The 4,424-nt window shown below is 70.7% G+C and carries 3 protein-coding genes; 1 reads left to right on the forward strand and 2 read right to left on the reverse strand.

Annotation, left to right across the window (positions count from 1 at the left end):
• Window positions 1–72: 72 nt before the first annotated feature.
• The gene (locus tag ABD198_RS30270) at window positions 73–1,104 is read right to left on the reverse strand and encodes an oxidoreductase (RefSeq protein WP_344007897.1); all 1,032 of its coding nucleotides are present in this window, start codon (window positions 1,102–1,104) and stop codon (window positions 73–75) included.
• 80 nt (window positions 1,105–1,184) lie between these two features.
• On the opposite strand from ABD198_RS30270, the gene ABD198_RS30275 reads away from it, so the two are divergent.
• Window positions 1,185–2,138, forward strand: coding sequence for an NAD(P)/FAD-dependent oxidoreductase (locus ABD198_RS30275; RefSeq protein ID WP_344007899.1), 954 nt, complete (start codon window positions 1,185–1,187; stop codon window positions 2,136–2,138).
• Window positions 2,139–2,462: 324 nt separating this feature from the next.
• Here ABD198_RS30275 and ABD198_RS30280 read toward each other — a convergent pair whose 3' ends face one another.
• Window positions 2,463–4,139, reverse strand: coding sequence for a BCCT family transporter (locus ABD198_RS30280; protein WP_344007901.1), 1,677 nt, complete (start codon window positions 4,137–4,139; stop codon window positions 2,463–2,465).
• Window positions 4,140–4,424: the final 285 nt, after the last annotated feature.

Consider the following 4,424-nt stretch of genomic DNA (forward strand, 5'->3'; position numbering starts at 1 on the left):
CACCGAACCCAGAAGGCCCTCACCCGTTCAAGCACCCAGCACGCGTGTCACCAACGTCCCGGGACAGCACACCTAGGTGCCTGGGGTGGTGAGGACTGTGCCGGCTGTGCGGGCTACCAAGTAGGCGGTGCCTTTCAGGGCCTTGGGGTCTATGAGGATTCGGTGGTGGCCTGGGGGGAGGATGGCGTCGAAGACGTCGTGGGTGTGGGTGCGGGAGAGGCGGTCGATGCGGTAGGCGGTGAGGGTCACCCGGCAGGAGGAGGTGACGTCGATCTCGGCCGCGCCGTCGGTGGAGGTGAGGGCGGTGAGGCGGCGTTGTTCCAGCGGCCTGTTGTCCAGGGCGTGTTCGGTCTGGGCGACGAGCAGCGGGACGATCGGGGCGTAGGCCTCGACGAAGGGCACCTCGAGGCCGGCGGCGGTGAACGCCTCGCGGACGGCGGTGCGTTGCGCGTCCGGCACCGAGCGGCCGAAGACGACCGCGCCGTAGCCGCGCAGCTCCCCCGCCGGTACGCCTTCCGCGTCCAGGGCGATGTCGGCGCCGATGCCGATGGTGCGCAGCGCCGCGGCGAGCTTGGCGAGCAGGGCGACCCGGGCACCGATGAGCAGGACGCGGCGGCGTTCGCCGGGCCCGGTCCCCTCGCGATCGGCTTCGAGGAGGGAGGCGAGGGCCGCGCGGTACTCGGTGCCGCGGAAGCGGAACGGGCCTATTCCGTGGTAGCCGTTGAGCTCCAGGTCGGCGTGTTCGTCCGTCTGCCAGGCGAAGTCGCGCCAGATGAAGTCCTCGCCGTCCCGTTCGATGACGGCGGTCACCGCGCCGCAGGCGAGGTCCGCGCACTCGGGGCAGCCGTAGACGATGTACCGCCCGGCGGGCAGCGGTGCCTCGGTCTCCAGCAGCAGGCTGCGGACCTGGGCGGTGAAGATGGCCGGCGGCACGTCCGAGGCCAGCGGGGACACCGCGTCCAGGTCGGAGAGCTGGAAGAGCAGAGGGCATCCGTCCACGACGAAATCGACGAAGTCCCGGTGGACTTGGTAGTCACCGTTGGCGAGGACTCCACCGGGTCTCATCGCCGGTGCCAGGCCGAAGGTCGCGTACTCGGCAGACATGGGGTGAGTATTCCCTGCACGGGCCGCTCCAGAGCACGTCCTGCCACATTCGGCTAGCGTCGCTTTCGATGAGGGATGCGATGAGGACTGATCCGGACTGCGATGTGCTCGTTGTCGGCGGCGGGGTGATCGGGCTGACCACGGCGGTGGTCCTGGCCGAGCGCGGCCGCCGGGTACGGCTGTGGACGCGGGACCCGGCCGAGCGGACGACGTCCGCGGTGGCCGGGGCGCTGTGGTGGCCGTACCGGATCGAGCCGGTGGAGGCGGCGCGGGCGTGGGCCTTGCGGTCGCTGGCGGTGTACGAGGAGCTGGCAGGGCGGCCCGGGATCACCGGTGTGCGGATGGTCGGCGGGGTGATGGGCGGGGTCCGGCCGGAGGAGGTCGGTGCGTGGGCCGGGGGGCGGCTGGCGGATGTGCGGCCGGCGACTGCCGAGGAGTACCCGCAGGGGGACGGGGTGTGGCTGCGGTTGCCGCTCATCGACATGCCGACTCATCTGCCCTGGCTGCGGGAGCGGTTGGCCGCGGCGGGTGGGGTGATCGAGGAGCGGGAGGTGAAGCGGCTGGAGGAGGCCGAGGCGCCGGTTGTCGTCAACTGTGCGGGGCTGGGGGCGCGGGAGCTGGTGCCGGATGCGTCGGTGCGGCCGGTGCGGGGGCAGTTGGTCGTCGTGGAGAATCCCGGGATCCGTAACTGGATGGTGGGCGATACGGCGGGGAGTGAGTCGACGTACTTCTTTCCGCAGCCGGGGAGGTTGATTCTCGGGGGGACGGCGGAGGAGGACGCGTGGTCTCTGGAGCCGGATGCGGCTGTGGCGGAGGGGATTGTGCAAAGGTGTGCGGCGTTGCGGCCGGAGATCGGGCGGGCGCGGGTGCTGGAGCACCGGGTTGGCCTGCGGCCGGTGCGGGACGCGGTGCGGCTCGGAAATGAACGGTTGGCCGATGGGCGCCGGTTGGTGCACAACTACGGTCACGGTGGGGCCGGGATCACGGTGGCGTGGGGTTGTGCGCAGGAGGCAGCTGACTTGGCGACGGCGTGAGGGGGCCGGGGGTGGGTGCGCTTGCCCGCGCCGGCAGGGTGCCGCTGCGCCCACCCTCCCCCACTCTCGACTTCGCTCGAGCGGGGGGACCCCCATCGTCCCAGGCGGCACGTATGCCCGCAGCTACGCATGGGGCCCGCCAGGGACGACACCCCGAACACCCGGCGGACGGCGTGAGGGGGTGTGGTGGTGGGGCGGAGGGCGCCGCTTACCAGAGCCCCACGCCGGGGGACTGTGGCAGCGGGCGGAGGGGCGCGACTGCGGCGTCCTTCGTCCCGCCGCCGCGCCCCAGGCCCACCACGAAAGAACCTCGCGCCACCGGGCTCAGTGCTTGCCGATCGGGTCGCCCTCCACGTCCGGGCCCCGGCCGGGGCCGATGCGCAGTTCGAACTCGCCGTCGTACTTCTTGTGGCCCTCGATGACGGCCAGCTCCACCGCCTCCGAGCCCATGCGGTCGCGCACGATGACCGGGTCCCGGCGCAGGTCTCGCATGAGAGCCACGCACATCAGGACCATGACGACGACGAACGGCGCCGCCGCGAGGATCGTCAGGTTCTGCAGGCCCGTCAGGGCATCCCCCTGCCCGCTGCCGACCAGCAGCATGACCGCGGCCACCGCACCGGTGACCACGCCCCAGAAGACGACGACCAGCCTGGAGGGCTCCAGCGCGCCCTTCTGCGACAGCGTGCCCATCACGATGGACGCCGCGTCCGCACCGGACACGAAGAAGATGCCCACCAGGACCATCACCAGCAGGGAGGTGACCGTGGCGATCGGGAACTCCCGCAGCACCGCGAAGAGCTGCCCCTCCGGCGTCGACTCGTCACCCAGCCGGTTCTGCTCCTGCAGCTTCATCGCCGAGCCGCCCAAGATCGCGAACCACACCAGGCTGACCGTGCTCGGCACCAGGATGACGCCGCCGATGAACTGCCGGATCGTGCGCCCGCGGCTGATGCGGGCGATGAACATGCCGACGAACGGCGTCCACGAGATCCACCAGGCCCAGTAGAAGACGGTCCAGCTGCCCAGCCAGCTCGCCACGCCGTCGCCGCCGCTGGCCTCCGTGCGCCCGGCGAGCTGCGGCAGCTCACCCAGGTAGGCGAAGACCGACGTCGGCAGCAGATCCAGCACGATGATGGTCGGCCCGGCCACGAACACGAACAGGGCGAGCACCAGCGCCAGCACCATGTTGGTGTTGGACAGCCACTGGATGCCCTTCTCCACGCCCGAGACCGCGGACGCGACGAACGCCGCCGTCAGCACGGCGATGATGCCGACCAGCAGCCCCGTGCTGACCTTGTCCATCCAGCCCACGTCCTGCACACCGGAGCCGATCTGCAGCGCGCCGAGACCCAGCGAGGCGGCCGATCCGAACACGGTGGCGACGATGGCGAGCATGTCGATGACACGCCCCCCGACGCCGTTGGCGTTCTTCTCCCCGATCAGCGGGGTGAACACGGCGCTGATGGTCTGCCTGCGCCGCCTGCGGAACGTGCTGTAGGCGATGGCGAGACCGACCACGGCGTAGATGGCCCACGGGTGGAGCGTCCAGTGGAACAGGGTGGTGGCCATGGACAGCTCCATGCGCTCACCGGAGTCGGCGGGGTCGGTGCCGGGCGGCGGCGTGACGTAGTGCGACAGCGGCTCGCTGACGCCGTAGAACATCAGGCCGATGCCCATGCCCGCGCTGAACATCATCGCGACCCAGGAGACGGTGCGGAACTCCGGTTCCTCGCCCTCCGCACCGAGGTGGATCCGGCCGTACTTGCTCGCCGCGAGCCAGAGCGCGAAGACCACGAACCCGGAGGCCGCCAGCATGAAGGCCCAGCCGCCGTTGTGCATCAGGCCGCTGAGCGCCTTGCTGGAGACGGTCTCGAGGGAGTCGGTCGCGACCGCGCCCCAGACGACGAACGCCAGGGTGAGCACCGCCGTGACCCCGAACACCACCCGGTCGGTCCGGGGGCGCTGCCGACCGGGCAGTCCCGCTTCCGACCCCGGCAGAGCCTGGGCCGTATGTCCCTTGTCGCTGTGTTGGTGTGGCGTCACAAGCGGCACCTTTCGTCTGACCGAGGGGAGAAGAGGACTCCTCCCCGCAATGCCCCTACCACGTGTGGCGCAAAATTCACCTTCTCAGCAGGACATAACTTCGCGTCTTTACCAGCTCCCCCCGCATCCCCGTCTCCCCACCCGCCTCTCCTGCCTCTGCTCTCTCCCCCCGTTATGGTTTCCGCGGTCCTGCAAGAGGGCCGCTGGCCTCCGGGCCCGGCATGACTGTGTCCCCCTGTC

Source organism: Streptomyces thermocarboxydovorans (assembly GCF_039524635.1).
Taxonomy (GTDB): domain Bacteria; phylum Actinomycetota; class Actinomycetes; order Streptomycetales; family Streptomycetaceae; genus Streptomyces; species Streptomyces thermocarboxydovorans.